This window comes from Allobosea sp. NPDC003192 (assembly GCF_050275675.1).
GTDB lineage: Bacteria > Pseudomonadota > Alphaproteobacteria > Rhizobiales > Beijerinckiaceae > Allobosea.
The window spans coordinates 52694-77655 of the sequence record NZ_JBNNPK010000009.1 but is presented as its reverse complement, the minus strand read 5'-3'; the positions used below and the strand labels follow the sequence as shown (position 1 = coordinate 77655).

The 24962-nt window shown below is 67.5% G+C and carries 23 protein-coding genes; 15 read left to right on the top strand and 8 right to left on the bottom strand.

The window, feature by feature from the left end:
- The first annotated feature begins 34 nt into the window (after positions 1–34).
- The 6 genes from ACQKLX_RS14160 to ACQKLX_RS14135 all read left to right on the top strand — a co-directional run bounded on the left by ACQKLX_RS14160 (position 35) and on the right by ACQKLX_RS14135 (position 7641).
- Positions 35–409, top strand: coding sequence for a DUF983 domain-containing protein (locus ACQKLX_RS14160; protein ID WP_326873222.1), 375 nt, complete (start codon positions 35–37; stop codon positions 407–409).
- Positions 406–1188, top strand: coding sequence for an SURF1 family protein (locus ACQKLX_RS14155; RefSeq protein ID WP_427362208.1), 783 nt, complete (start codon positions 406–408; stop codon positions 1186–1188). The genes ACQKLX_RS14160 and ACQKLX_RS14155 overlap by 4 nt, the downstream gene beginning before the upstream one ends.
- A gap of 87 nt (positions 1189–1275) precedes the next feature.
- The gene (gene thrC, locus ACQKLX_RS14150; RefSeq protein WP_427362207.1) at positions 1276–2691 is read left to right on the top strand and encodes a threonine synthase; all 1416 of its coding nucleotides are present in this window, start codon (positions 1276–1278) and stop codon (positions 2689–2691) included.
- Positions 2688–4040 carry a M16 family metallopeptidase gene (locus ACQKLX_RS14145; protein WP_427362206.1) on the top strand — a complete coding sequence of 451 codons (1353 nt, stop codon included), beginning with the start codon at positions 2688–2690 and terminating at the stop codon, positions 4038–4040. Before thrC ends, ACQKLX_RS14145 begins: the two co-directional genes overlap by 4 nt.
- Before the next feature lie 5 nt (positions 4041–4045).
- The gene (locus ACQKLX_RS14140) at positions 4046–4657 is read left to right on the top strand and encodes a GNAT family N-acetyltransferase (protein WP_427362205.1); all 612 of its coding nucleotides are present in this window, start codon (positions 4046–4048) and stop codon (positions 4655–4657) included.
- A gap of 131 nt (positions 4658–4788) precedes the next feature.
- Entirely contained in the window at positions 4789–7641 is a 2853-nt protein-coding gene (locus ACQKLX_RS14135; RefSeq protein ID WP_427362342.1) for an EAL domain-containing protein, read from the top strand.
- 188 nt (positions 7642–7829) lie between these two features.
- Here ACQKLX_RS14135 and ACQKLX_RS14130 read toward each other — a convergent pair whose 3' ends face one another.
- Positions 7830–8441, bottom strand: a complete 612-nt coding sequence (locus ACQKLX_RS14130; RefSeq protein ID WP_427362204.1) for a YqgE/AlgH family protein — start codon at positions 8439–8441, stop codon at positions 7830–7832.
- 205 nt (positions 8442–8646) lie between these two features.
- Here ACQKLX_RS14130 and ACQKLX_RS14125 point away from each other — a divergent pair, with 205 nt between their 5' ends.
- The 3 genes from ACQKLX_RS14125 to ACQKLX_RS14115 all read left to right on the top strand — a co-directional run bounded on the left by ACQKLX_RS14125 (position 8647) and on the right by ACQKLX_RS14115 (position 10622).
- Complete coding sequence (locus tag ACQKLX_RS14125; protein ID WP_427362203.1) at positions 8647–9486, top strand: protein-disulfide reductase DsbD domain-containing protein; 840 nt, start codon at positions 8647–8649, stop codon at positions 9484–9486.
- A gap of 45 nt (positions 9487–9531) precedes the next feature.
- Positions 9532–10017: a peroxiredoxin gene (locus ACQKLX_RS14120; protein ID WP_427362202.1), complete on the top strand. Its 486-nt coding sequence runs from the start codon at positions 9532–9534 to the stop codon at positions 10015–10017.
- A 155-nt stretch (positions 10018–10172) separates the two neighbouring features.
- Entirely contained in the window at positions 10173–10622 is a 450-nt protein-coding gene (locus tag ACQKLX_RS14115) for a GNAT family N-acetyltransferase (RefSeq protein WP_427362201.1), read from the top strand.
- Positions 10623–10819: 197 nt separating this feature from the next.
- Here ACQKLX_RS14115 and ACQKLX_RS14110 read toward each other — a convergent pair whose 3' ends face one another.
- The gene (locus ACQKLX_RS14110) at positions 10820–11335 is read right to left on the bottom strand and encodes a hypothetical protein (RefSeq protein WP_427362200.1); all 516 of its coding nucleotides are present in this window, start codon (positions 11333–11335) and stop codon (positions 10820–10822) included.
- 96 nt (positions 11336–11431) lie between these two features.
- Between ACQKLX_RS14110 and ACQKLX_RS14105 the strand changes: the two genes are divergently transcribed.
- Positions 11432–11908, top strand: a complete 477-nt coding sequence (locus ACQKLX_RS14105) for a MarR family winged helix-turn-helix transcriptional regulator (protein ID WP_427362199.1) — start codon at positions 11432–11434, stop codon at positions 11906–11908.
- A 206-nt stretch (positions 11909–12114) separates the two neighbouring features.
- Positions 12115–13137, top strand: coding sequence for an LLM class flavin-dependent oxidoreductase (locus tag ACQKLX_RS14100; RefSeq protein ID WP_427362198.1), 1023 nt, complete (start codon positions 12115–12117; stop codon positions 13135–13137).
- Between the two features lie 132 nt (positions 13138–13269).
- Here ACQKLX_RS14100 and argC read toward each other — a convergent pair whose 3' ends face one another.
- From argC to ispH, 4 genes are all read right to left on the bottom strand, one after another.
- Entirely contained in the window at positions 13270–14244 is a 975-nt protein-coding gene (gene argC, locus ACQKLX_RS14095) for an N-acetyl-gamma-glutamyl-phosphate reductase (RefSeq protein WP_427362197.1), read from the bottom strand.
- A 293-nt stretch (positions 14245–14537) separates the two neighbouring features.
- Positions 14538–14984, bottom strand: a complete 447-nt coding sequence (gene rnhA / locus ACQKLX_RS14090; RefSeq protein ID WP_427362196.1) for a ribonuclease HI — start codon at positions 14982–14984, stop codon at positions 14538–14540.
- Positions 14981–15946, bottom strand: coding sequence for a homoserine kinase (locus ACQKLX_RS14085; protein ID WP_427362195.1), 966 nt, complete (start codon positions 15944–15946; stop codon positions 14981–14983). The genes rnhA and ACQKLX_RS14085 overlap by 4 nt, the downstream gene beginning before the upstream one ends.
- Before the next feature lie 15 nt (positions 15947–15961).
- Positions 15962–16933, bottom strand: a complete 972-nt coding sequence (gene ispH, locus ACQKLX_RS14080; RefSeq protein ID WP_427362194.1) for a 4-hydroxy-3-methylbut-2-enyl diphosphate reductase — start codon at positions 16931–16933, stop codon at positions 15962–15964.
- Positions 16934–17124: 191 nt separating this feature from the next.
- On the opposite strand from ispH, the gene ACQKLX_RS14075 reads away from it, so the two are divergent.
- The 3 genes from ACQKLX_RS14075 to ACQKLX_RS14065 all read left to right on the top strand — a co-directional run bounded on the left by ACQKLX_RS14075 (position 17125) and on the right by ACQKLX_RS14065 (position 21394).
- Positions 17125–18990 (top strand): monovalent cation:proton antiporter-2 (CPA2) family protein, encoded by a 1866-nt coding sequence (locus ACQKLX_RS14075; RefSeq protein ID WP_427362193.1) that lies wholly within the window; start codon positions 17125–17127, stop codon positions 18988–18990.
- Complete coding sequence (locus ACQKLX_RS14070; protein ID WP_427362192.1) at positions 18987–20360, top strand: MATE family efflux transporter; 1374 nt, start codon at positions 18987–18989, stop codon at positions 20358–20360. The genes ACQKLX_RS14075 and ACQKLX_RS14070 overlap by 4 nt, the downstream gene beginning before the upstream one ends.
- A 125-nt stretch (positions 20361–20485) precedes the next feature.
- Complete coding sequence (locus ACQKLX_RS14065) at positions 20486–21394, top strand: DUF937 domain-containing protein (RefSeq protein WP_427362191.1); 909 nt, start codon at positions 20486–20488, stop codon at positions 21392–21394.
- A gap of 61 nt (positions 21395–21455) precedes the next feature.
- On the opposite strand, the gene ACQKLX_RS14060 is transcribed toward ACQKLX_RS14065, so the two are convergent.
- Positions 21456–23348, bottom strand: coding sequence for a methyl-accepting chemotaxis protein (locus ACQKLX_RS14060; protein WP_427362190.1), 1893 nt, complete (start codon positions 23346–23348; stop codon positions 21456–21458).
- A 188-nt stretch (positions 23349–23536) separates the two neighbouring features.
- A complete protein-coding gene (locus ACQKLX_RS14055) occupies positions 23537–23902 on the bottom strand; it encodes a DUF1127 domain-containing protein (RefSeq protein ID WP_427362189.1) in 366 nt (121 codons plus the stop codon).
- A 166-nt stretch (positions 23903–24068) separates the two neighbouring features.
- Here ACQKLX_RS14055 and ACQKLX_RS14050 point away from each other — a divergent pair, with 166 nt between their 5' ends.
- Positions 24069–24950, top strand: coding sequence for a LysR substrate-binding domain-containing protein (locus ACQKLX_RS14050; protein WP_427362341.1), 882 nt, complete (start codon positions 24069–24071; stop codon positions 24948–24950).
- Positions 24951–24962 lie beyond the last annotated feature (12 nt).

Below are 24962 nucleotides of genomic sequence, written 5' to 3'. Positions count from 1 at the left end.
CGCAAGGCCGCCCTTTCCATTTGAGGAGCCCGCCATGGCGCAGCCGCAGATCACCCCGCCCTCGCCCTATTCGACGGGCCTGACCGGCCGCTGCCCGCGCTGCGGCGAGGGCAAGCTGTTCGACGGCTATCTCAAGCTGAAGCCGCGCTGCGCCGCCTGCGGGCTGGACTTCGCCTTCGCCGATTCGGCCGACGGGCCGGCGGTGTTCATCATGCTGATCGCCGGCTTCTTCGTGCTCGGCCTCGCGCTCTATGTCGAGATCGCCTACACCCCGCCGATCTGGCTGCATCTCCTGCTCTGGCTGCCGCTGGCGCTGATCACCTGCCTCGGGCTGCTCAGGCCGATGAAGGGGCTCGCCGTCGCCTTGCAATATGCCCACAAGGCCGAGGAAGGCAGGTTGAAGAAGTGAGCGGACAGCCTTCCCCTGCCTCCCGGCCGAACCTCCTGCTGCCGGCCGTGCTGACCGTCATCGGTGTCGGCGTGCTCTTCACACTCGGCGCCTGGCAATGGCAGCGCATGGACGAGAAGCGCGCCTTCATCACGCGACTGGAAACGCAGACGCAGGGCCCTGCCGCGCCACTACCGCCAGCTAGCGACTGGCAAAAGCTCGATCCGGCAGCGTTGGACCTGACGCGGTCGACCGCCACCGGAACCTATCTCGACGGCATCGCCGGTGTGCGCACCACCATCGCCGCCGGACCGCCCGGCTCGCGCCAGCTCTCCGGCTTCGGCCGCTGGATCTTCCAGGGCTTCCGCCTGGAGGACGGCGCGACCATCCTGGTCAATCGCGGATTCGTGCCGGAGAGCCGCTTCGCGACGATCACGCCGGCCAGCGGCCAGGCGACGATCACGGGCTTCCTGCGCGCGCCGGAAGCCCGCAACAGCTTCACCCCGGCCGATCTGCCGCAGCAGCGCGAGTTCTACACGCGCGATCCCGTCGCCATCGCCGCGGCATTGGGCCTCGGGACGATAGCGCCCTTCTATCTGGAGGCCGAGCGCCAGGGTGACGGGTTGACGCCGCCTGCCGGCGTCGACGTCAAGGAACTGATCGCACGCATCCCGGACAATCATCTACAGTATGCTCTGACCTGGTGGGGGCTGGCGCTGACGCTGATCGGGGTGTTCGGCGCCTATGCGTGGCAGGCGCGCCGGAAACCCGATCCGGAGAGCCGAGGCGCTCAGACGTGAGAAGGGCAAGGCAGGTTTGCGCAGCCGGACTTTGCCCTCCCCCGCCAACGGGCCTATAGGATCAGCACGACATCAGAGATCATCACCGTGCTGCATATTTCGACCCGCGGCGAAGCGCCGTCGCTCTCCTTTGCCGACGCGCTGCTCGCCGGACTTGCCCGTGACGGCGGCCTCTATCTGCCGCAAGCCCTGCCGCGCTTCAGTGCGCAGGAGATCGCGAGCTTCGCCGGCAAACCCTATGCCGATGTCGCCGAGCGCGTCGTCGGTGCGCTGGCCGATGGCGACATCACCGCTGATGCGCTGAAGGCCATGATCGGCGAGGCCTATGGCACCTTCCGCCATCCGGCCGTCTGCCCGCTCGTCCAGCTCGGCGACAACCTGTTCTCGCTCGAACTCTTCCACGGACCGACGCTCGCCTTCAAGGACGTGGCGATGCAGTTGCTCGGGAGGCTGATGGACCATGTCCTGGCGCAGCGGGGCGAGCGCGCCACCATTGTCGGCGCGACCTCCGGCGATACCGGCGGCGCCGCGATCGACGCCTTCAAGGGGCTGGAGCGCGTCGACGTCTTCATCCTCTATCCGCATGGCCGCGTCTCAGACGTGCAGCGCCGGCAGATGACCACGGTGGAGGCGGACAATGTCCACGCCATCGCGGTCGAAGGCACTTTCGACGACTGCCAGAACCTGGTGAAGGCGCTGTTCAACCACCATGCCTTCCGTGACGAACTGCGCCTTTCCGGCGTCAACTCGATCAACTGGGCCCGCATCGCGGCGCAGGTCGTCTACTACTTCACCGCTGCCGTCGCGCTCGGCGCCCCGCACCGGCCGGTCTCCTTTGCGGTGCCGACCGGCAATTTCGGCGACATCCTCGCCGGCTGGATCGCCAAGCAGATGGGCCTGCCGATCGGCCGCCTGATGGTCGGCACCAACAGCAACGACATCCTGGCACGCACGCTCGAGACCGGCGTCTACGAGATGCGCGGCGTCGCGGCGACGACCTCGCCCTCGATGGACATCCAGATCTCCTCGAATTTCGAGCGGCTGCTGTTCGAGGCGCATGGCCGCGACGGCGCCGCCGTGCGCCGCCTGATGCAATCGCTGGCGCAGTCCGGCCGCTTCGAGATCGCGGCCGAGCCGCTCGCCCGCATCCGCGCCGATTTCGACGCGGTTTCGCAGGACGAGGCTTCGATCGCCAAGGAGATTGGCACGGTCTGGCGCGAGGCCGGCTATCTGCTCGATCCGCACAGCGCGATCGGCGTCGCCGCCGCGCGCAAGCTGCTGGCGAACGATCGGGCGACGCCTGTGGTCGCGCTCGGCACCGCCCATCCCGCCAAGTTCCCCGCCGCCGTCGCCGCTGCGAGCGGCGTCACGCCCGCCCTCCCCGCGCATCTTTCCGATCTGATGGAGCGCAAGGAGCGCTTCAGCCTGCTGCCGAACGACCAAAGCAAGCTCGAACGCTTCATCGCCGAGCGGGCTCGGGCGGTCAGGAGTGCCGCGGCATGACGGCGGCGAAGACCCTCAAGGCCAAGACCGAGAAGCCCCTGGCCGCCAAGCAGGAGGAGGCAACCGGGCACGACCCGGCCGTCAGCCTGACGACGCTGCCGTCCGGCCTGCGCATCGTCTCCGAGCGCATGGCCCATGCCTCCACCGTCTCGCTCGGCATCTGGATCGGTGCCGGCGCGCGCGACGAGCTGCCCCATGAGCACGGCCTCGCCCATCTGCTCGAGCATATGGCCTTCAAGGGCACGGCGCGACGCTCGGCCCTCCAGATCGCCGAGGAAATCGAAAGCGTCGGTGGCGACCTCAACGCCGCGACCTCGGTCGAGTACACCTGCTACACCGCCCGCGTGCTCGGCACGGATCTGCCGCTGGCAGTCGACATCCTCGCCGACATCCTGACCCAGCCCTCGCTCACCGAAGAGGAGCTGGCGCGCGAGAAGGGCGTAATCCTGCAGGAGATCGGCGCCGTCCAGGATACGCCTGACGATCTCGTCTATGACCGTTTCCTGCAGGCGGCCTTCCCGGAGCAGCCGCTCGGCCGGCCGATCCTCGGCACGGCAGAAACGGTGAAGAGCTTCACGCCCGAGGCGATCCGCGCCTATCTCGGCCGGCACTACCATGCCGGCAACATGGTGCTGGCTGCCGCCGGCGCGGTCGACCACGACGAGCTCGTCGCCCTAGCGGAGCGGGCGCTCGCTGACCTGCCGGCGCAGCCCAGCGCTACTCCCGAGGCGCGCGCGCAGGCGAGCTACCATGGCGGCGAAGCCCGTATCGACGGCGACGAGGAACAGGTCCACATCGTCCTCGGCTTCCCCGGCAAGCCCTTCACCAACGGCGCGCACTACCCGCTGCAGATCTTCTCGGCGGTGCTTGGCGGGGGCTTGTCCTCGCGGCTGTTCCAGGAGGTGCGCGAGCGCCGGGGCCTCGCCTATGCGATCGACGCCTTCCACTGGCCCTTCTCCGATTGCGGCGTGTTCGGCATCAGCGCCGGCACCGCACCGGAGGATGTCGGCGAACTCGTCGAGGTCGCGCTCGATTGCCTGAGCCAGGCGGCCCGCGACGTCAGCGAGGTCGAAGTCGCCCGCGCCCGGGCGCAGATGAAGGTCGGCCTGCTGGCCTCGCTGGAAAGCCCCGGCGGCAAGCTCGAGCAGATGGCAAGACAGGTGCTGGTCTTCGGCCGGGCGATCCCGCGAGAGGAGCTGGCACGCCGGCTCGATGCGGTCAGCCTCGCCGATGTGCGCGCAGCCGGTCAGGCCCTGCTCGATGGCGTGGTCACGGTCGCGGCCGTCGGCCCGCTCGACGACCTCGTCCCGGCAACCGCCTTGCGCGCCATGCTGGCGCGAGCAGCCTGACTCCAATGGCCCTCTTCCGCTTCGCCACCGACCCGCCGGCGCGGCCCCTGATCAGGACACAGAACCTGGTCCTGCGCGCCCCGCTCGCTGGCGACTATTCGGCCTGGGTGAGCCTGCGGATGGAGAGCCGGGACTTCCTCACCCCCTGGGAGCCGGTCTGGACCGAGGACGACCTGAGCCGAGCCTCGTTCCGGCTGCGGGTCAAGCGCGCCGCCCGCGAGATCGCGACCGACGAGGCCTATTCCCTGTTCGTCCTCGACAGCCGCTCGGAGGCCCTGCTCGGCGGGCTTACCCTCGGTCTCGTCAGGCGCGGCGTCGCCCAGGCCTGCACGCTCGGCTACTGGATGGGCCAGCGCCATGCCGGCAAGGGCCACATGACCGAGGCGGTGCGCGGTGCGCTCGATTTCGCCTTCTCCGAACTCGCCTTGCACCGCGTCGAAGCCGCCTGCCTGCCGCACAATGAGCCCTCGCGCCGGCTGCTGGAGCGCGTCGGCTTCAAGCACGAGGGCGAGGCGCGCGGCTATCTGCGCATCAACGGCGTCTGGGCTGACCATCTGCTCTATGGCATCCTGGCCTCGGAGCTGCGTCGTCCCGCCGAAACCGATCGCAAGCTGTGAACAGGTTGCCTTGCCCTCGCCACGTCCCGCCGATACCACTGACCACCACGCCTGAAGAGTTCCCCGCAGAGTCCATCTTGTCATCGACGCTCCGCTTCCTCCGGTCCGGCATCGCCGTTTTCGGCCTCCTGATGCTGGTGCTGCTCTCGCTGCTGCGGCCGGCGCTGGCGGTCGAGGCGCAGCGCGTGCCGCTCGACGTGCCGGTGCTCGACCTTACCGATGTGGTCGAGCGCAACAAATCCGATGGCGACGTCATCCAAATCTCAACCGCACCGGGCGCCGACGGCATCGTCAGGCGCATCGCCGTCAGGGCGCGCGAATCGGGGGCGCGACCGGACTGGATCGTCTTCGCGCTGACCAATGATTCCGACGAGCAGATCGACCGGTTGCTGGTCGCGCCGTTCCATCGCCTGATCGGCTCCGGCGTCGTCTGGCCCGATCTCGGTGACCGCCGCATCGAGGCGGTCACCGCGAGCCAGGGACTGCGGCCCGAGCGCGAGGAAGCGCCCGACGCCGACATCTTCCAGATCACGCTCGACCCCGGCACCACCGTCACCTTCGTTGCCGAGCTGAAATCGCCGAACCTGCCGCAGCTCTATCTGTTCGAGCCAGAGGCCTATCGCCAGAAGACTAACGGGCTGACGCTCTACAAGGGCATCATCATCGGCATCGCCGGCCTGCTGGCGCTGTTCCTGACCATCATCTTCGTGGTCAAGGGCGCGGTGATCTTCCCGGCCGCGGCGGCCTTGGCCTGGGCGGTCCTGGCCTATGCCGGCCTGGACTTCGGCTTCTTCCAGCGCATCTTCCCGCTGACCCCGGCGATCGAGCGAATATACCGCGCCGGCGCCGAGGTCGTGCTGGCGGCTACGCTGCTGGTCTTCCTCTTCGCCTATCTCAACCTGTCGCGCTGGCACGTGCGCTACAGCCATATCACCTTCATCTGGATCCTCGGTCTCGCCGGACTTGTCGGCCTTGCGGTGTTCGATGCGCCGATGGCGGCCGGCATCGCCCGAATCTCGATCGCCGCCGTCGCGACGATTGGCTTCGTCCTGATCCTGCATCTCGCCACCCATGGCTATGAGCGAGCGGTGATGCTGATCCCGACCTGGTTCCTGCTGCTAGTCTGGGTGACGGCGGCCGGCTTCACCGTGATCGGCCAGGTCACCCGCGATCTCGTGCCGCCGTCGCTGATCGGCGGTCTCGTGCTGATCGTGCTGCTGATCGGCTTCACCGTGGTGCAGCACGCCTTCGCCGGCGGCGCGCTCGCGCAGGGGCTGGTTTCCGACACCGAGCGGCGGGCGCTCGCCCTCTCCGGCTCGGGCGATCTCGTCTTCGACTGGGACGTCTCCGCCGACAAGATCTTCGTCTCGCCGCAGGCCGAGATCCTGCTCGGCCTCAGCAAGGGCGCGCTCGAAGGCTCGGCCGCGCGCTGGCTCGAGCACATGCACATCGCCGACCGCGACCGCTATCGCGTCTCGCTCGACGCGGTGATCGAGCAACGCCGCGGCAAGCTGCAGCTCGACTTCCGCCTGCGCGCCGCCAATGGCGCCTATCACTGGTTCAGCCTCAAGGCCCGCCCGGTAATCGGCTCGGACGGCGAGGTCATCCGCGTGATCGGCACGCTCGGCGACGTCACCGAGCAGCGCACCGCGCAGGAACGCATGCTGCACGACGCCGTGCACGACAACCTGACCGGCCTGCCCAATCGCGAATTGTTCCAGGACCGGCTCACCGCAGTCTTCGGCTTCAGTCGCGCCGACGACGCCATCCGCCCGACCGTGATCGTCATCGACATCGACCGCTTCAAGCAGGTCAACGAATCGGTTGGCTTCTCGGCCGGCGATTCGATCCTGCTGACGCTGGCGCGCCGGCTCGGCCGCCTGCTCCGGACGCAGGACACGCTGGCCCGCATCGGCGGCGACATCTTTGCGATGATCATCGTCTCGGAGAGCGATCCCGAGCGAATCCTGGCACTGGCCGAACTGATCCGCCGCGCCGTCTCGACGCCGATCACCTTCGCCGAGCGCGAGATCGTGCTGACGCCGTCGATCGGCCTCGCGCTCTTCGACGGCACGCCGACGGCGCGCAAGGACGATGCGCTGAAGAACGCCGAACTCGCCATGGCGCATGCCAAGAACCAGGGCGGCAACCTCGTCGAGGTCTTCGTTCCGGCGATGCGTAGCGACCGAAACGACCGCCTCGCGCTCGAAAGCGACCTGCGCCGGGCGATCGAGCGCGGCGAGATCCAGGTGATGTACCAGCCGATCGTCAGGCTGGAGGACCGGACCATCGCCGGCTTCGAGGCCCTGATGCGCTGGGATCATCCGCGCGAAGGCCGGCTGCTGCCGCAGGACTTCATCTCGATCGCCGAGGAAACCGGGCTGATCGTCGACCTCGGCGTCTATGTGATGGACCGCACCGCTCGCGAGCTCGCCGCCTGGCAGGCCGCGCTCGAAGTCGAGCCGCCGATCTTCGCCAGCGTCAACGTCTCGAGCCGCCAGCTCCTGCGCCACGACCTGCTGCGCGACGTGAAGGCCGTGCTGGCGCGCCGGCGCGTGCTACCGGGCACGCTCAAGCTCGAAATCACCGAAAGCCTGGTGATGGAGAACCCGGAATATGCGGCGCAGATGCTCAGCCGCATCCGCGATCTTGGCGCCGGGCTGTCGCTCGACGATTTCGGCACGGGCTATTCCTCGCTGTCCTATCTGCAGCGTTTCCCCTTCGACACGATCAAGATCGACCAGAGCTTCGTGCGCCAGATGGGCAACGGCAAGCCGCCGGTGATCCTGCGCTCGATCGTCCAGCTCGCCGCCGACCTCCAGATGGACGTGGTCGCCGAGGGCGCCGAGACCGAGTCGGATGCGATCGAGCTCTACCAGCTCGGCTGCCAGTATGCGCAGGGCTACACCTTCGGCCAGCCGATGACGGCGGCGGAGGCACGGCGGCTGGTCGGAGCGTCGAGCTCGTCCTTCGAGGCGGCGTAGAGCGCCGCGTCATTCTCGGGCGGAGCGAACATCCGCGGGGAACCCCTCTCCCGGATGGGAGAGGGGCAGGGGTGAGGGACCGCCGCTGATCATTGGAATGCGACGGGGCTGCTGTGCCTTCTGTGGGTAGGGCGGGCCCTCATCCCTGCCCTTCTCCCACACGGGAGAAGGGTTCCCCGCGCTCTTCATCAGGCGTGCCCGGCATCCTTCGAGAGGAAAGCCTGGTCGATGCCGAGCTTGTTGAGCGCGCGGGCATATTTGGTGTCGAGCGCGTCGTCGAAGAGCAGCGCCTGGTCCGCGGCGCAATGCAGCCAGCCATTGGACTGGATCTCGGATTCGAGCTGCCCCGCACCCCAACCGGCATAGCCGAGCGCCAGAACCGCATTCTCCGGCCCGGTGCCGACGGCGATGGCGCGCAGGATGTCAAGCGTCGCGGTCAGGCAGATGCCGTCATCGATCGGTAGCGTCGCCGATTCCAGGAAGAAATCGGCGCTGTGCAGGACAAAGCCGCGCTTGGTCTCGACCGGCCCGCCGCGCAGCACCTTCATCTTCTCGGCCTGGCTCGGCAAGCGGATCGCCTGGTCGGGCGGTATCACGTCGAGCTGGACCAGCAATTCCGGAAAATGCGTGTCGGCGGCTGGCTTGTTGACGATGATCCCCATCGCGCCGTCCTCGGAATGGGCGCAGAGATAGACGACGCTGCGGGCGAAGCGCTGATCGCTCATGCCCGGCATGGCGATCAGGCACTGCCCGTCGAGATAGCTGCGGCCGCTGATGCGCTGGTTCGACCCGAGATTCATGCCGCCATGCTAGAGCATGATGGGCCGATGTGGGAACCATTTTGGCTCGAGGTTCGATCCCCACCTTCGGAGATGGACCGAACGCTGCCTGGAACGCCGGCCCAGCCTCCGCCGCAATGCTGGCGCAAAGCTGGCGATGCTCGTGCGGATCACAGCACCGGCATCGTCCTCGCAAAACTCGGCTGGATCGCCTAAATCAGACCACGTGAAAACGATCACGGCCCTCCCCCTCTTCGCCGCGCTGGCGCTCGGCGCACCGGCCTCCGCCCAGGAGGCCGCGGTTTCGCCATGGTCGAAGGCCGCCTACTCGTCGATGCGCCTGATCGCCGGCGCCACCGCCCCGTCGGGCAAGCAGCGCGTCGGCGTCGAGATCACGATGTCGCAGGGCTTCAAGACCTATTGGCGCAGCCCCGGCGATGCCGGTGTGCCGCCGGTCTTCGACTGGAGCGGCTCGGAGAATGTCGGCGGCCTCGACGTGCGCTGGCCGACCCCTGAGCGCTTCGAGGACGGCGCCGGCTCCGGCATCGGCTATGTCGGCGAAGTGGTGGTGCCGGTCTCGGTCCAGCCGATCGATCCCGCTCGGCCGGTCACCGTGGTGCTGAAGCTCGACTATGCGGTCTGCGACAAGATCTGCGTTCCCGCCAAAGGTGAGGCCCGCCTCTGGCTCGAGCCCGGCGTCACCTCGGTGACCTCGCCGCGGCTGGAGCAATTCGAGGCGCGGATTCCGCACGCGGTCAAGCTTGGGTCGACCGGCGACCGCTTGTCGATCCTGGAGGTCACGCATAGCGACGCCGCGGTGAAGCTGTCGCTGAAAGCGCCCGAGAGCGGCTCGGTCGACGACGTCTTCGTCGAGGGAGCCGGCATGTGGTCCTTCGGCCGGCCAATGCTGACGCCACAGCCGGACGGCACGGTGATCGCCAAGCTCAAGATCGTCGAGCGCCCCAAGGGCGCGACGGGGCCGACCCCCCTGATCATCACCGTGCGCGGAAAACCGCAGGCGGTCGAGACGAGGCTCGAACTCGACATCGGCACCGCGAAGCCGTAACCCTGCCCTCGAAGCGGCGCACCGCCGCGAGCAGGAGAACCCCCTATGGCGATCAAGGTCGGTGACAAGCTTCCGCAGGCGACGTTTCGCGTGATGACGGCCGACGGGCCGGCGGCCAAGACCTCGGACGAGCTGTTCAAGGGCCGCAAGATCGTGCTCTTCGCCGTGCCGGGCGCATTCACGCCGACCTGCCACAAGAACCATCTGCCCGGCTATGTGAACAAGGCGGCCGAGATCAAGGCCAAGGGCGTCGAGGAGATCTTCGTCACCGGCGTCAACGACGTCTTCGTGATGGACGCCTGGTCGAAGGCGACCGGCGGGGCCGGCGTCATCACCTTCCTCTCCGACGGCAATGCCGACTTCGCCAAGGAGATCGGCCTGTCGATGGACGGCTCGGGCTTTGGCCTCGGCACCCGCTCGCAGCGCTATTCGATGGTCGTCGAGGACGGCGTCGTCACCGCGCTCAACGTCGAGGACGCGCCGGGCAAGGCCGACCTCTCCGGCGCCGAGACGATGCTGAACCAGCTCTGAGCCTCGACATCAACCCCAGTCGTTCTGAGCCCGCGCCACCTTGGCGCGGGCTTTGGTTTTCCAGCACCAAATCCGATCGATCCGATCTGCGCTTGTCATGAGACAGCGCGACAGGCGCTCGTTAGCCTCGCGAAAACATCGAGGAGACGCCGACCATGTCAGAGATCGCCATCCGCCGGCTTACGGCCGATGATCGCGCCGCCTGGGAGCCGCTCTGGCAGGGCTATCTCACCTTCTACAAGGCCTCGCTGACGCCGGAGACGACGGACACCACCTTCTCGCGCCTGACGGGCGGCCAGGAACCGATGGGCGGCTTCATCGCCGAGCGCGACGGCAAGGCTCTCGGCATCGTCAACTATGTGCTGCACCGCACGACCTGGAGCCCGAAGGAAATCTGCTACCTGCAGGATCTCTTCACCAGCGAGGAGGCGCGCGGCCATGGCGTCGGTCGCAAGCTGATCGAGCAGGTCCGGCAGATGGCGGAGACGAAGGGCTGCTTCCGCGTCTACTGGCAGACGCATGAGAGCAATCTGCAGGCGCAGGAGCTCTACGACAAGGTCGCGCAGAAATCGGGCTTCATCGTCTACCGGCAGCCACTGGGCTGACCGGCTGCTCGCCCCGTCCCCGACCATGACCGACCCACTGGTCGGTCGGGGAATCAGCAGCAAATCCGCCACATCGAACCGATTTCGCGGGATGTGAGCGGCTGTTCATTCCCTCGCGCACGGATCGGCGTAAGCCCGCCGACAGGTTGGCTGGGAATTGCCGTGACCTTCGCTTTCGTTCCGCTGGCTGAGCGTATTCAGCGACGGTGAGAGTTGCGTCCGCTCGATGCCCTCGATGCCGTGGCGATAAAGGCTTGCCTTGGCCCGGTCTCCGGGCGGCATCTCAGCCGCCCCTTCATCTTCAGACCATCGCGCATATTCAGCCCAAGAAGCGTGATGTTGACCGCCCCGGCGATCAGCTCCAGCGCCTGAACTACATGGAAAATGCTGTCGAACTCGGCATGGTGAGCCTTGTCCGCAAGGAACAGCGCCGCCGGGATGAGAATCAGGATTCCGTTCGCCGCAATAATCGGCATGCGCCTGGTCTTGGCTCCGACCAGCCCGGCGCGCCGTCCCTTTGCCAAGACGAATCCCGACCCTCCTGCCGCAGCCAGCATCGGCACGAGGAGGAGAAAGCCCCATGGAATAGCCGTCTTGACCGCGACCAGGGTCGCTTCGGAAGCGAACAATTCGGCCAGGACTGTCGAGAGCCAGAACGTCGTGACCGTGAGCAGCGCGACCGCGCCCGCGACGGGATGGATGATCCTGATCATGGTTCCATCACTCCTATATGACATCATAGTGTCAATTTGGTTTCGCATCCCCTATGTCATTTGACATTATGATGTCAAATCGTTTTCATGATGCCTATGAGCGAGGCACGCGACTTCTCCACCCGGGACGCCCTGACCGGCCTCATCCTGATATTGTTCCGGGTGAACAACCTGACGCTGAGCTGGGGCGACAAGCTCGTGGCCCCATTCGGCCTGACCAGCGCGCGCTGGCAAATCCTCGGCGCGATCGTCTTCGCCGAGAGGCCACAGCCAGTGTCGTGGCTCGCCCGCGACCTCGGCGCCAATCGCCAGAACGTGCAGCGCATCGTAAACGACCTGCACAAGGAAGGGCTGGTCGTATTCGCGCCGAACCCGCATCACCGACGTGCCCAGCTTGTCCTGCTCACTGAGAAGGGGCAGCAGGCCTACGCCGCTGCCGTGGCAAGTTACAATCCAAAGGCGGATATTCTGGCAGAAGGGCTTTCAGAGGCTGACCTAGAGGCCGCGCACCGCGTCATGGTCGTCCTGCGAAACAAGCTCGAACGGGAGACCGATGCCGAAGAGCGGGGCTGAGCCGGACACGGCGCGCTCGCCGGATGCGGGCCGATGCGCTGCCGCCACCGAGATTGCATCGACACATTGGTGTGCGTGCATGAACGCCAAGGCGAGGCCGCGGATCACGCCTATATGACAGGCACGCACGCCCGGCGGCTCCGGCCGCCCGGGCGTTCTCCTTTGGCGGAGAAGTCCGCTCCTCGATCGCTCACGAGCATCACGCAATGAAGACAATCGGCTTCCTGTCCTTCGGGCACTGGACTCCCTCGCCACAATCCCAGACCCGCTCGGCTGGTGATACGCTGCTGCAGTCGATCGATCTTGCCGTCGCGGCCGAGGAACTGGGCGCGGACGGCGCCTATTTCCGGGTGCACCACTTCGCCCGCCAGCTCGCCTCGCCCTTTCCGCTTCTGGCGGCGGTCGGCGCCAGGACCAAGCGCATCGAGATCGGCACCGCCGTCATCGACATGCGCTATGAGAACCCGCTCTACATGGCCGAGGATGCGGGGTCGGCCGATCTCATCTCCGGCGGGCGCCTGCAGCTCGGCATCAGCCGCGGCTCACCCGAGCAGGTCATCGATGGCTGGCGCCACTTCGGCTACCAGCCCGCGGAAGGGCAGAGCGATGCCGACATGGCGCGCCGCCATGCCGAAGTCTTCCTCGACGTGCTGCGCGGCGAAGGCTTCGCGCAGCCCAATCCGCGCCCGATGTTTCCCAACCCGCCCGGCCTGCTGCGGTTGGAGCCGCATTCGGAAGGGTTGCGCGAGCGCATCTGGTGGGGCGCCTCCTCCGACGCCACTGCCGTCTGGGCGGCGGAGCGCGGCATGAACCTGCAGAGCTCGACGCTGAAGACCGACGAGAGCGGCGAGCCCTTTCACATCCAGCAGGCCAAGCAGATCCAGCTGTTCAGGCAGGCCTGGAAGGAGGCAGGCCATCAGCGCGAGCCGCGCGTCTCGGTCAGCCGCAGCATCTTCGCCCTGGTCGACGAGCGCGACCGCGCCTATTTCGGCCGCGGCAATCAGAGCGACGATTCGATCGGCTACATCGACGACAGCACGCGCGCCATTTTCGGGCGCAGCTATGCGGCCGAGCCCGACAAGCTGATCGAGGAGCTGAAACGGGACGAGGCGATCGCCGAAGCCGACACGCTGCTGCTGACGGTGCCGAACCAGCTTGGCGTCGACTACAACGCCCATGTCATCGAGGCGATCCTGAAACACGTCGCGCCGGGGCTGGGCTGGCGGTGAGGGTTGGCGCTCCGGCGTGCGCGCCTTCGTAGCGCCGGGTGCCAGAGCTTGTCGTGCCGACGGACCGGTCTGCCGTCGCTCCGCTGTGGACCCACGAAGCGGAGCGAACGGCTGCCTGGAAGCCCGCCTTCATCATGGCCAGACAGGTGCGCCGTCCAGCCCCGCCGTTTCCGGCAGGCCGCAGATCAGGTTCGCATTCTGCACGGCCTGGCCGGCTGCTCCCTTGCCGAGATTGTCGACCACGCCCATCGCGATCACCAGATTGCGCTCCGGGTCGGCTGCATAGCTGACGAAAGCGAGGTTCGAGCCGGTCGCCCATTTGGTCTGCGGCGGCTTGTCGGTCGCGCGGACGAAGGAGCGCCCGGCGTAGAAGCGCCGGGCTGAATCCAGGCATTGGTCCGTGGTGGCGCGGCCGCGGCAGTAGATGGTTGCGAGGATGCCGCGGGTCATCGGCACCAGATGTGGCGTGAACACCAGCCCGGCCGCGCTGCCGCCACTCAGCCGCTCGATCGTCCTGGCAATCTCGGGCATGTGGGTGTGCTTGAGCAGGCCGTAGGGCACCAGGTTCTCGTTGCTCTCGGCGTAGCCGAACTTGCTGTCGCCGCCCCGGCCGGCGCCGGAGATGCCGGTCTTGACGTCGATCACGATATCGCCGGGCTCGATCAGCTTGTCGGCCAGCAGCGGCGCGAGCGCGGTCAGCGTCGCGGCCGGGAAGCAGCCGGGATTGGCGACGCGGGTCTGGCCCTCGATCTGAGCTGGCCAGATATCGGCCAGGCCATAGGCCCAACCGTCGACATAGCGGTGATCGCCGCCGATATCGACGATCTTCACATCCCTGGGGACGCGCGCCAGCACCTCGGCCGAGGCACCCGTCGGCAGTGACGCGAACAGCACGTCGAGCTTCGGCAGGGTCGCAGGGTCCCATTTCTCGATCACCAGGCCCGCCAGCCTGGCCGGCACACCGGGGAAACGGTCGACCAGACGGCTGCCAGCGCTGCTCTCGCCGGCGGCGTAGACCAGATCGAATAACGGGTGGCTCGCGATCAGGCGCAGCGCCTCGCCGCCGCCAAAACCGCTGATGCCGACAATGCCTACGCGAATGTTCATGGTGATGTCCTTTTTTGGGGTTCGGGCAAAAGAAAACCCCCGGAGCCGAGGGCTGCGGGGGATCAGGAATGCGGGCCGGGGCCGTTCCGGCGAGTGGGACCTACAATGAAGCGGTCACCACGCGGAAGGACGCTGATCGACGCGCAGCCAAGAAGCCGCCGCTTGGGTGAAGCGGCGTCGGCGTCGATCGCAAATGGTCCGGTTCCTGAACATGCTCCGGGACACTGTCGCGGCCCATAATCACCGTCAAGCGGAATGTCCGCTTCCGCCCCTCAGCTGCCGTCCCCGGCCCCTCACCGCCCCGGCTTGAACGGCGCCATGCCGGCGCGCGCCAGCGCGTCGGCGCGCTCGTTCATCTCGTCGCCGGCATGACCCTTGACCCATTTCCACTCGATCTTGTGCTGCTTGAGGGCAGCATCGAGGCGCTTCCAGAGCTCCTCGTTCTTGACCGGCTTTCGGTCCGCCGTCTTCCAGCCATTCTTCTTCCAGCCATGGATCCAGCTGGTGATGCCCTGGCGCAGATACTGGCTGTCGGTATGGAGCGCGACGGTGCAGGGCCGGGTCAGCGTCTCCAGCGCGGAGATCGCCCCCATCAGCTCCATGCGATTGTTGGTGGTCAGCGCCTCGCCGCCGGAAAGCTCGCGCTCCTTGCCCTTGTAGCTGAGGATCGCGCCCCAGCCACCCGGGCCGGGATTGCCCGAGCAGGCGCCGTCGGTCCAGATCTCGACGGGATCGCTCATCGCCGCAGCCCATACTCGCGCGCATCGCTCACCCGCTGGTGGAAAGCGAGCTTGCGGTCGTATTCGAGCGGATCGAGCGGCTTGACCAGCGCACCCGGCGGCACGTTCAGCCAGTCGACCAGCCTCGTCAGCAGGAAGCGCAGTGCCGAGCCGCGGCAGAGCGCCGGCAGCGCGCCAACCTCGGCGTCATCGAGCCGGCGCACGCTCTCGTAGCCCGCCAGCATCGCCTGGCCCTTGGTCAGGTTGAACGAGGCGTCGGCCTCGAAACACCAGGAATTCAGGCAGATGGCGAGATCGTAGGCGAAGGCGTCGGTACAGGCGAAATAGAAGTCGATCAGCCCCGACAGCCTGTCCTTGATGAAGAAGACATTGTTCGGGAAGAGATCGGCGTGGATCACGCCGCGCGGCAACCCTTGCGGCCATGACCGTTCATGGGCCTCGATCTCGGCCATGACGCGGTTGGCGAGGCCAGGCGAGACGGTGTCGGCGGCGGCCCCGGCCCGCTCGGCCAGCGGCCGCCAGTCGGGCACCGAGAGGGAATTGGCCCGCTCCATCGGAAAATCGGCGCCGGCCTGATGCAGCAGCGCCAGGCCGCGACCGAGCTCGGCGCAATGCGTCACGTTCGGGCGCCTGACCGAAAGCCCGTCGAGGAAGGTCACGATCGCGGCGGGCCGCCCGGCGAGGCGGCCGACAGCCGAGCCGTTCAGCGCCTTGACCGGCTGCGGGCAGATCAGCCCGCGCGCCGCCAGATGCTCCATCAGGCCGATGAAGAAGGGCAGGTCAGCAAGATCGACCCGCTCCTCGTACAGCGTCAGGATGTAGAAGGCCTTGCTGGTGTGGAGCAGGAAGTTGGAGTTCGAGACGCCCTCGGCGATGCCCTTCACGGAGAGCAGGTCGCCGATGCCGTAGCCGGCCACGAAGGCAGCCATCTCCTCATCAGGTACTTCGGTGTAAACGGCCACGCTAAACTCTGAAGCTCACTCGGCTGCGGTCGGGGTCGGCTCGCGCAGCTCGCGCGGCAGCGGGAAGAAGACGCTCTCATCGGCAGTCGAGACCGTCTCGACCGTGACCTCGTAGCGCTCGGCAAAAGCGTCGATGATCTCCTCGACCAACACCTCGGGCGCGCTGGCTCCGGCGGTGATGCCGAGACGGCGGATCGCGCCGAAGAGCGACCAGTCGATCTCGTCGGTGCGCAGGACGAGGCGGGAGACCGGGCAGCCGGCGCGCTCGGCGACCTCGCGCAGCCGCTGCGAGTTCGAGGAATTGGGCGAGCCCACCACGATCAGCCCGTCGACCAGCGGCGCGACGCGCTTGACCGCCTCCTGCCGGTTGGTGGTGGCGTAGCAAATGTCCTCTTTGTGCGGAGCGATCAGCGCCGGAAAGCGGACCTGCAGGGCCTGCACGATCTCGCGGGTATCGTCGACCGAGAGCGTGGTCTGCGTGACATAGGCGAGCTCCCTGCCCTCGGGCGGGGTCAGCCGTGCCACATCCTCGCGCGTCTCGATCAGCGTGATCGCGCCGTCCGGCAGCTGTCCCATCGTGCCGATCACCTCGGGATGGCCGGCATGGCCGACCAGGAGGATGTGCCGGCCGCGCTTGTGATGAACCTCGGCCTCGCGATGGACCTTGGTGACCAGCGGGCAGGTCGCGTCGATGGCGAAGAACTGGCGCGACTGCGCCTCGGCGGGCACGGATTTCGGCACACCATGGGCAGAGAAGATCACCGGCCGCGTCGCATCGGGCACCTCGGACAGCTCGGCGACGAAGACAGCTCCCTTCCGCTTCAGGGACTCGACCACGTATTTGTTGTGCACGATCTCGTGTCGCACATAGACCGGCGCGCCATGGAGGGCGAGCGCCTTCTCGACGGCGTCGATCGCCCTGACCACGCCGGCGCAGAAGCCGCGCGGGGCGCAGAGCAGGATGTCGAGCGGCGGCTTGGCGGTCACTGGGGCGCTGGTTCCGAGACGGTCGCGCCTTCTTTCGGTCTGGCGGCTTCGATGTCAAGAAAGCCCGACGCCGCAAGCGCATGGCCGACGACGCAAAGCGCCTCTCGCAGGATGCGGCGGCAGGCCCTACATTACACGTCACCGGCCATCGCCTCCGCGCGGCCCATCTTCGCTTCAGCACGAGTTCCTGCATGGCCGATGCCGCTTCGCATGCCAGCTATCTGCCGCCGATCCTGACCTTCTGCGCCGGCGCGGTGATCGCGGTGCCGCTGTTCCGCCGCTTCGGCCTGTCGGCGGTGCTCGGCTACCTCGCCGCTGGCATCGTGATCGGACCTTCGGCGCTCGCCGTGATCAAGGACCCGGACACGGTGCGCAGCACCGCCGAGATCGGCGTCGTGCTGCTGCTCTTCCTTGTCGGGCTCGAATTGCAGCCGGAACGGCTCTACTCGATGCGCAAGGACATCCTCGGCGCCGGCTTCGCGCAGATGCTGCTGAGTGCGGCAGCGATCGGCGCCGTCGCCTGGAAGCTCGGGCTCAGCCCCGCTGGAGCATTGGCCGTCGGATTGGCGCTCGCCCTCTCCGCCACCTCGATCGCGCTGCAATTGCTCGAGGAGCGCGGCGACGGCGCCGAGCCCTATGGCAGGCGCTGCTTCTCGATCCTGCTGTTCCAGGACATCTCGATCGCGCCGATGCTGGCCCTGCTGCCGCTGCTGGCGACGACCGAGGCGGCCCATGGCGGCGGCTCCGCCAAGGCGCTGACGGGCCTAGGGCTTGCCCTGCTCGCCATCGCCGCCGTCGTGCTCGCCGGCCGCTATGCGCTCAACCCCTTCTTCCGCCTGCTGGCCAAGGCCGGCGCCAAGGAGGTGATGACGGCCGCCGCGCTGCTGGTCGTGCTCGGCGCGGCGCTGCTGATGGAGAAGGTCGGCCTCTCCATGGCGATGGGCGCCTTCCTCGCCGGCGTGCTGCTGGCGGATTCGCATTTCCGGCACGAACTCGAAGCCGATATCGAGCCGTTCCGCGGCGTGCTGCTCGGCCTGTTCTTCATGGCGGTCGGCATGTCGATCGACCTCAAGCTGGTCGCAGAGAACGCACTGCTGCTGGCGCTGGCGGCCCCGCTCCTGGTGTTGTTCAAGATCGCCGCGGCGGCGGCGATCCTGCGCGCCTCCTGCTCCTCGACGAGCGAGGCGATCCGCGCCGGCGCCCTGCTCTCGCCGGCCGGCGAGTTCGCCTTCGTGCTGCTGCCGCTCGCCGCATCGCTCAACCTGCTCGACGAAAAGCAGGGCGCGCTCGCGATGGCGATCGCCGCGCTCAGCATGCTGATCGGCCCGGTCGCCGCCAAGCTGATCGACATCTGGCTCGCGGCCCACGCGCCGCCGACGGAGGAGATCGAGGAGACCTTCGACGGCGTGACGCCCTCGGTGCTGGTGATCGGCTTCGGCCGCTTCGGCCAGGTGGTGACGCAGGCGCTGCTGCTGCAGCATCTCGATGTCACCATCATCGATTCCGACATCGAACGGATCCGCTCGGCCGCGAAGTTCGGCTTCAAGATCTACTATGGCGACGGCACGCGGCTCGATGTGCTGCGCGCCGCCGGCGCCGGCAAGGCCAAGGTCATCTGCGTCTGCATCGACGATCGGCAGGCGGCGCTGCGCATCGTCGAGATGGCCAAGGTGGAATTCCCGGCCGCACGCATCCACGCCCGTGCCTATGACCGCGTCCATGCGATGGACCTGATGCGCGCCGATGTCGACTACCAGATGCGCGAGACCTTCGAATCGGCGCTCGGCTTCGGCCGGGTGACTCTGGAGGCGCTTGGTCTCAGCTATGAGGAAGCGAGCTTCGTGATCGAGCATGTGCGCGATCGCGACGCGCAGCGCATGGAGATTCAGTTCAGCGAGGGCATCGCCGCCGGCCTCGACAAGGTGCCGCGCGTCACGCCCGAGCCTATCGTCGCCCCGAAAGGCAAGTCGAAGGCGCTCACCAAGGAGACCCAGGAGGTCATCGAGGATGGCGGCGCCGAGGTCGCGGTCGGCGGAGTCGGGGAGCCGGCCGAGTGAACGCACCGCAAAAGCCGCAACAGGCCGTCTTCGTCAGCGGCTCGACGCTGCGCCATGTCGCGGTGATGACCGGCACCGCCTCGGTCGGCCTGATAGCGATCTTCGTCGTCGACTTCCTGTCGCTGCTCTATGTCTCGCGCCTCGGCCGGCCCGAGGCGACGGCCGGCGTCGGCTATGCCACGATCGTGCTCTACCTGATGGTCTCCTTCAATGTCGGGCTGATGATCGCCGTGACCGCGCTGACGGCGCGGGCGCTCGGCGCCGGCGACCGCGAAGGCGCGCGCCGCATCGCCGGTTCGACCCTTGCCGCGACGACCATCTGCGGCCTGCTCCTGAGCGTGATCATGCTGCCGCTGCTGCCCTGGCTGCTGCCGAAGCTCGGCGCGCATGGCGAGTCGCTGGCCGTCGCGACCTCCTTCCTCTGGATCACCCTGCCCTCGAATGCACTGATGGCGCTCGGCATGGGCCTCTCCGGCGTCCTGCGCGCGGTCGGCGACGCCAAGCGGGCGATGTATGTCACCCTGGCCGGCGGCATCGTCACGGCCGGGCTCGACCCGCTGCTGATCTTCGGGCTCGGGCTCGGCCCGGACGGCGCCGCCTGGGCGACCGTGTTCTCGCGCATCGTCTTCCTCGCCGTCGGCTTCCAGGGCGCGCTGCGCGTGCACAAGATGATCGCGCGCCCGAGCTTTGCCGCGCTCCGCCGCGACGTCAGGCCGACCTTCGCGATCGCGGCGCCGGCGATCCTCACCAATCTCGCCAATCCGATCGCCAATGCCTGCTTCTTCGGCATCATCGCCCGCTTCGGCGACCAGGTGATCGCGGCCAGCGCGATCATCGACCGGCTGGTACCGGTCGCTTTCGGCGTACTGTTTGCGCTCTCGGGGGCCGTGGGGCCGATCCTGGCGCAGAATTGGGGCGCGCAGCGCTATGACCGCATGCGCCGGGCGTTGACCGATTCCGTCGGCTTCGCCGCGGCCTACGTCGCCGTCGCCGGGCTACTGCTGGCACTGCTGCGCCATCAGATCGCCGCGCTGTTCGGGACCGGCGGCGAGACCGCCGAGCTCGTCGCCTTCTTCTGCCTGATCGCCGGGCCAATGTGGCTCTTCGTCGGCGCGCTCTTCGTCGCCAACGCCGCCTTCAACAATCTCGGCATGCCGTTCTACTCGACCCTGTTCAGCTGGGGCCGCGCCACGCTCGGCACGGTGCCGCTCGCCTGGCTGGGCGCGCAATATGCCGGCCCCAAGGGCGCTCTCGCCGGCGCGGCGCTGGGGGCGGTGCTGTTCGGCATCGCCGCGCTCGTCACCGCCTATCGCGGCATCAGCAGGCTGGAAAACGCGGCGCAGGCCGCTGCCAAGCAGTCGCTTGCCTGACGGCGACCTGCTGCTATCGTCGATGTCGTGAGTTGGCGGGCTGGTCCCGCAGGAACCGGATCCGACCGGGCTCGAACAGCCTGGCCGGTGAATCCGTCTCCATGCTTCTAAGGGGAGAGCGCGCCATGATGAACCTGTTCGAGATGATGCAGTCGGCCCAGAACGGCCAGGCCATGCAGAACCTGGCGCGCCAATACGGTCTCTCGATGCAGCAGACTCAGGCGGCGCTCGACGCGCTGCTGCCGGCCTTCACGATGGGTTTGCAGCGCCAGACCCAGAACCCCTACGCCTTCGGCAACCTCGCCCAGATGATGACGGCGACGCCCTTCGGCCAGATGTACGACAGCGACGGCGACGGCATTCCGGACCGGGCGATGCCGCTCGGGCAGGACGTGATGACCCAGCTCTTCGGCTCGAAGGAGGTCGCCAACGCCGTCGCGGCTCAAGCCGCAGCGACGAGCGGTGTCGGCATGGCGATCCTCAAGCAGATGCTGCCGGTGATCGCCTCGATCCTGATGGGCGGACTGTTCAAATCGGTGAACAACCAAGGGCTCGGCGGCATTCTCGGCCAGTTCGCCGAGATGATGCGCGGCCAGATGCCGGGCATGCAGCCTCAAACCCAGCAAGCGAACAACACCGCCAACCCCTGGGAGCAGATCCTCGGCGGCATGTTCGGCGGACAAAGGCCGCCAGCGGGCCAGGGCCAGGGCAGCGGCCCCTTTGGCGGCGGGATGCCCGGCATGCCGACCGACATGGGCGCGATCTTCGGCCAGATTCTCGGCGGCATGTTCGGCGGTGCGCAGGGACAGGCGCCGCAGAGCAGTCCGCAGCCCGCGCCGAAATCGCGCCGCCCCGCTCCTCAACCCGAGCCGGAGGAGGCCTCGCCGTCATCGGGTGAGGCCAGCCCGGGCTCGATCGGACTCGATGCGCTCAACCAGATGTTCGAGCATGGCCGCCAGGTCCAGTCGAGCCAGCAGGATGCGCTGCGCTCGATCTTCGAGACCATGCTCGGCGGCGGCCAGCGCAAGGGCTGAGCCCATACGCAAACGGCCACCGAAAGGTGGCCGTCATCAAATTCGGTGATGCCGTTCATGCTCAAGCCCGGCGGCGTTCATCCCATTCGTAAACCTCGTCGGCGACCGAGGTGTCTGCCAACGCCACGGCATCGCCGCCGGTGCGGAAGCTGGCGACCAGCTGGTTGAGCCGCCCGATCTGGCCGCTCAGCGAAGTCGCGGACGCAGCGCTCTCCTCGGCCAGCGCGGCATTCTGCTGGGTCATCTCGTCCATATGGGCGACGGTCTGGCTCATCTCGTCGATGCCGTTCGCCTGCTCGGCCGCGGCCGCCGAGATATCCGAAACCGTGGCCGAGACCTTCCTGGAAGCCTCGACGATCCGGCTCAGCGCCTCGCCGGCGGCCCGCACCAGCCCGACGCCCTGCTCGACCTCCGCGCCCGACTCGCCGATCAGCGTCTTGATGTCCTTGGCGGCGTCGGCCGAGCGCTGCGCCAGCGTCCTGACCTCGGAGGCGACGACGGCAAAGCCCTTGCCGGCATCGCCGGCGCGAGCCGCTTCCACAGCGGCATTCAGCGCCAGCAGATTGGTCTGGAAGGCGATCTCGTCGATCACCGAGGTGATGTCGGAGATCTTGCGCGAGGTTTGCTCGATCCGCGCCATGGCGTCGACCGCCTGGCCAGCGACCGCCCCGCCATTCACCGCGACATCCGTCGCCTCGTTGGCAAGCTGCACCGCCTGCCGCGAAGCCTGGGCAGACGCCTTGACCGAGGCGGCGAGCTGCTCGGTGGTGGCGGCCGTCTCTTCCAGCGAAGAAGCCTGCTCCTCGGTGCGCTTCGACAGATCGGTCGCGCCGGAATTGATCTCGCGCGCAGCGCTGCCGACATCGACCGAGGTCGCCTGAATGGTCGCGATCGTCTGCGCCAGATGGCTGACAGCAGCGTTGAAGTCCTGCTTCAGCGCCACATAATCCGCGGCCACCTCTTCGTCGACGCGGGCGCTGAGATCGCCCTGCGACAACCGGGTCAACCCTTCCGCCAAGGCCTTGACCACGATCGCCTGCTCCGCCGCGAGGCGCTGCTGCACCACGGCTGCATCCGTGCGCTCGGCTTCGGCGGCGAGGCGTTGGCGCTCGGCAGCGCTGCGTCCGGCTTCGGTTTCGCTCTCAAGGCGCTGGACGGCGAGGCCGTTCTCCCTGAACACTTGGACGGCGCGGGCCATTTCGCCGACCTCGTCCTTGCGGTCCTGGCCCTCGATCTCGGCGGCATAGTCGCCCCTGGCGATCTGGCCCATGCGGAGCTTGAGCCGCTCGAGCGGGCGGGTGATGGCGGCGCCGGTGAGCAGCGCGCCACCAAGCAGACCGAGCAGGGTGCCGGCGATACTGAGGCCGATCGCGACCATGGTGACGCGGTGCGCATCCGCCGCCAGCACGTCCGAGGTCGCCTCGGTGTCCTTCTTGATCTCGTCATTGATCTTGGCCGCTGCGCCGGCGATCTCGCTGATCGTCTTGTCGAGCTGCGACATGATCGAGAGTGCCGGCAGGTCCTCGTCGCGGCTGGCCTGGGCGATGATCTGGTCGATGTCGGATTTGGCCGCCTGCAGACGCCGGCTCAGTTCGTCGAAGCTCTCGGCCCGTTGCGGAAAGCTGATCTTGGCTTCGACCAGCGCCTGGAGCGAGGCCGTATAGGCGGTCTTCACCTCCTCGATGCTGGTCGCGTTCTGCTTCATGAATTCGGGATAGGCGATCGCCTGGTAGAGATTGCCGACGATCTCGCCCATGGCGCTGGCGGCGCGCGCCGAGTCGAGGATGGCGGCTGCACGCTGCGAGACCAGATCCGAATAGGTCTTCTCGATCCTGCCGAATTCGAGCGCGCCATAGACGGCGGAGCCGACACCGATCGCTCCCATGACGAGCATCGGAATGGCGATCTTGGTCCTGATCCTGAGATCATGCAGGCGGAAGCGAAAGCGTCGCATGGAAAACCCCGGGGCGAGGGATCGGGGCGCCGGAGTCGGCGCAATGCGGCGCAAATGTGGTCGAACTTGCTGAATGAAGCGTTACGCTACGGATTCAGCCGTTAACGATGGCTTCCGGACCGTCTGCCGAGCACAAAAAAGGGCGGCAGCCGAAGCCGCCGCCCGCAGGGACGCGTCACGCCAAGGGGTCAGGCGTTGCACGCGATCTTGATGTCCTTCGCGCCCGGCCGCGCCGCGGCCTGGATCACCACAGGCCGTCGAAGCCCGACCTCTCGCCGGCTCGCGGCCACGGCCTGCTGTTGATCCGAGCGGGCCTGCAGAACACTCGACGGGTCGCTCAGCCAGGAGACCGCAAGCGCGCCGTCGATGTCGGAGCGGACGAGGCCGATATCCTTCAGCCCGCGCTCGTCGAGTTCGCTGAGACGCATCACTTCGCGGCGGTGCACGATGGCGCGCACCAGATTTTTCGTGCCCGTGACCGACTGGGCGGCAGCACGCGCCGCGCCGCCGGAAACGGCAGACAAGGTCTTCGTGACGAAGGTCATGACCAGCATGACAGCCTCCTCGGGGTTGGACGGTTCATGCTCCACCCGGATCGCGACATCGGCCGGCAGGAGCGGGACAGTGACCAAACGATAACTCTGCGCTGGTCATCAGCCAAACGAATGATTATGATGCTTGACACAACCGATCTTGATGAACCTCTGGGAGGAGGCCGGCATGGCCCATGTGCTCGACGCCGATCAGCTCAAGACCTTCGTCGCCATCGCCGACACTGGCTCCTTCACCCGCGCCGCCGAGATCGTCTTCAAGACGCAATCGGCGGTTTCGATGCAGATGAAGCGGCTGGAAGAGCGCGTCGGCCGGCCCCTCTTCGGCCGCGACGGACGCCATGCCAAGCTGACCGAGGATGGCGAGCGCCTGCTCGATTATGCCCGTCGGATCGTACGGCTGAACCTCGAATGCGTCGCCAGCTTCACCGAGGCCGATCTCAAGGGCCGGATCCGGCTCGGCGTGCCCGACGATTATGCCGACCGCTATCTGCCGGAAATCCTGGCGCGCTTTGCCCGCTCCAATCCGCGCACCGAGGTCACCGTGGTCTGCGAGCCGACGCCGATGCTGGCGGACCGGATCGGCTCGGGCGACATCGACCTTGCGATCATCACCCATGTCGAGGGTCGCGGCCAGGGCGAGATCATCCGGATCGAGCCGCTGCTCTGGGTGACCTCGGCCCGGCATTGCGTGCATGAGGAGGACCCGTTGCCGCTGGCGCTGGGACGGCCGACCTGCAACTGGCGCCAGGCGGCCGTCGAGGCGCTGGAGAGCAAGGGCCGGCGTTTCCGCGTGCTCTATGCGAGCTGGAACTCGACCGCGGTCGGCGCGGCGGTGGTGGCAGGGCTCGCCGTCTCGGTGCTGCCGGAAAGCGCGGTCCGGCCCGGCATGCGCATCCTGGGGCCGGCGGAGGGCTTCTCGACCCTGCCCTCCTGCAAGATCGGCCTGCTACGGACCCGCCACGACCCGTCGATCCTCTCGAACGCGCTCGCCGAGCACATCATCCAGAGCCTGGACAACCTGCAGAGCTTCAAGGTCGCGGCGGAATAGGTTGGGGCGCAG

What these genes read in the sequence shown, in the direction of transcription:
- ACQKLX_RS14160 (WP_326873222.1), top strand. Translation starts at nt 35, where the DNA reads ATGGCGCAGCCGCAGATCACCCCGCCCTCGCCCTATTCGACGGGCCTG.
- ACQKLX_RS14145 (WP_427362206.1), top strand. Translation starts at nt 2,688, where the DNA reads ATGACGGCGGCGAAGACCCTCAAGGCCAAGACCGAGAAGCCCCTGGCC.
- ACQKLX_RS14140 (WP_427362205.1), top strand. Translation starts at nt 4,046, where the DNA reads ATGGCCCTCTTCCGCTTCGCCACCGACCCGCCGGCGCGGCCCCTGATC.
- ACQKLX_RS14135 (WP_427362342.1), top strand. Translation starts at nt 4,789, where the DNA reads ATGCTGGTGCTGCTCTCGCTGCTGCGGCCGGCGCTGGCGGTCGAGGCG.
- ACQKLX_RS14130 (WP_427362204.1), bottom strand. Translation starts at nt 8,441, where the DNA reads ATGAATCTCGGGTCGAACCAGCGCATCAGCGGCCGCAGCTATCTCGAC.
- ACQKLX_RS14120 (WP_427362202.1), top strand. Translation starts at nt 9,532, where the DNA reads ATGGCGATCAAGGTCGGTGACAAGCTTCCGCAGGCGACGTTTCGCGTG.
- ACQKLX_RS14115 (WP_427362201.1), top strand. Translation starts at nt 10,173, where the DNA reads ATGTCAGAGATCGCCATCCGCCGGCTTACGGCCGATGATCGCGCCGCC.
- ACQKLX_RS14110 (WP_427362200.1), bottom strand. Translation starts at nt 11,335, where the DNA reads ATGATCAGGATCATCCATCCCGTCGCGGGCGCGGTCGCGCTGCTCACG.
- ACQKLX_RS14105 (WP_427362199.1), top strand. Translation starts at nt 11,432, where the DNA reads ATGAGCGAGGCACGCGACTTCTCCACCCGGGACGCCCTGACCGGCCTC.
- ACQKLX_RS14100 (WP_427362198.1), top strand. Translation starts at nt 12,115, where the DNA reads ATGAAGACAATCGGCTTCCTGTCCTTCGGGCACTGGACTCCCTCGCCA.
- argC (WP_427362197.1), bottom strand. Translation starts at nt 14,244, where the DNA reads ATGAACATTCGCGTAGGCATTGTCGGCATCAGCGGTTTTGGCGGCGGC.
- rnhA (WP_427362196.1), bottom strand. Translation starts at nt 14,984, where the DNA reads ATGAGCGATCCCGTCGAGATCTGGACCGACGGCGCCTGCTCGGGCAAT.
- ACQKLX_RS14075 (WP_427362193.1), top strand. Translation starts at nt 17,125, where the DNA reads ATGGCCGATGCCGCTTCGCATGCCAGCTATCTGCCGCCGATCCTGACC.
- ACQKLX_RS14065 (WP_427362191.1), top strand. Translation starts at nt 20,486, where the DNA reads ATGATGAACCTGTTCGAGATGATGCAGTCGGCCCAGAACGGCCAGGCC.
- ACQKLX_RS14060 (WP_427362190.1), bottom strand. Translation starts at nt 23,348, where the DNA reads ATGCGACGCTTTCGCTTCCGCCTGCATGATCTCAGGATCAGGACCAAG.
- ACQKLX_RS14055 (WP_427362189.1), bottom strand. Translation starts at nt 23,902, where the DNA reads ATGCTGGTCATGACCTTCGTCACGAAGACCTTGTCTGCCGTTTCCGGC.
- ACQKLX_RS14050 (WP_427362341.1), top strand. Translation starts at nt 24,069, where the DNA reads ATGGCCCATGTGCTCGACGCCGATCAGCTCAAGACCTTCGTCGCCATC.